1 protein-coding gene is annotated in these 1,483 nt (G+C 65.1%); it reads right to left on the bottom strand.

The features are described 5' to 3' along the window. Positions 1-23: 23 nt before the first annotated feature. A complete protein-coding gene (locus tag JYA52_RS00235; RefSeq protein ID WP_205651160.1) occupies positions 24-1,229 on the bottom strand; it encodes an IS110 family RNA-guided transposase in 1,206 nt (401 codons plus the stop codon). Positions 1,230-1,483 lie beyond the last annotated feature (254 nt).

Raw genomic sequence — 1,483 nt, 5'->3', positions numbered from 1 at the left:
GGGGGGTGCCTCTATGGTTTTCGTCAAGCGGCTGAGGGTAGGTTCCGTGGCTCAGGTTCTTGGTAGAGGGTTCCGTCTCGGAGCATGGCGAAGAGTACGTCTGAGCGGCGTCTGGCGAGGGCGATGAGGGCTTGGTTGTGACGTTTGCCTTCGGCACGTTTCCGGTCGTAGTAGGCCCGCGACGGCGGGTGGTGCAGAGCTGCGAAGGCGGAGAGGAACAGTGCGCGTTTGAGTTTCTTGTTCCCGCGCCGGCTGGTGTGTTCGCCTCTGATTGATGTCCCGGAGCGCCTGGTGACGGGTGCGATGCCGGCGTAGGAGGCCAGGTGTGCGGCGCTAGCGAAGTGTTTGCCGGTCACTTCGGTGAGGATGCGGGCGCAGGTCCTGACCCCGATGCCGGGCATCGAGGTCAGGACCTTGTGAAGAGGGTGGGCCTCCACGAGGGCTTCAACCTGGGCGGCGATGTCGTCACGCTGGCCGCGCAAGGCCAACAGCTGTTCTGCCAGTTTCGGGAGAACGATCCCGGCGGCACTGGTGCCCACAACCACGACGGTCTGTTCCCCGAGTGCACTGAAGACCGCGTCGGTGAGTCGTTCTGCGGCGCGGGGTGCGTGTTTCTTCAGCCTGGCTTTGACGTGTCCGCGGCCGGCGGTCTTCAGTGCGCTTGGTGTCGGATACCGTGTCAGCAGGTCGGCTACGGCTGGGTGGTCGAGGTGCGAGCCCAGGGCACGCTCGAGGGCTGGGTGAATTTGGGTGAGCAGCCCGCGGATCCGGTTGGACGTGGCGGTGATTTGGGCCGCGAGGTCGTCGTCGAAGCCGCAGAGGACCCCGAGTTCGGCCAGCGTCTCATCGTCCACGGCGATCGAACGCAGTGTGTGGGGCATGGTGCGTGCGGCCTCGGCGATGATCGCCGCGTCCCTTGCGTCGGTTTTGGCCTGGCCCGGGTGCAGGTCCGCGATCCGCCGCATGGCCAGGCCAGGCAGGTAGCCTACCGCTGCGCCGGCAGCCTGGGCGACAGCAACGGGCAGTGCTCCGATAGTGGCCGGCTGGTCCACGACGAGCAGGATCTTCCCGTCTCCGGACAAGCCGTCGAGGATCTCCCGCAGCCGGGCTTCGTCGTTGGGCAGTGCCTTGTCGAAGAGCCGCTTTCCCGCACGGTTCACGGCCACGGCATGGTGGCCGGATTTCCCGACGTCGAGACCTATGAATACATCAATGTCCTGCTGATCCAGAATCACCGCCACACTCGACCCCCTTGTTCGCGCGTCACCGTCTGTGCTGGCTGGTCAACGGCGGCAGGTGTCGGCATCCACGTTACGAAGGACCCGTCGTCGTGCCTCTATCAGCGATCAACTGCCGCCAAGCCGGTCCCGGTGACAACACCCCCCGGATCATGAACGACTGGGGGCAGAAACCATGCCGGGACCGACCTGCCAACACACCCTTATCCTGCAACAGGACTGGGGCTACGAAAAAGGTAACGGGG

The sequence above is a fragment of the Arthrobacter pascens genome (assembly GCF_017052465.1).
Taxonomy (GTDB): domain Bacteria; phylum Actinomycetota; class Actinomycetes; order Actinomycetales; family Micrococcaceae; genus Arthrobacter; species Arthrobacter pascens.
Note: the sequence above shows the minus strand (reverse complement) of the source record. Positions and strands in the feature narration are given on the sequence as shown.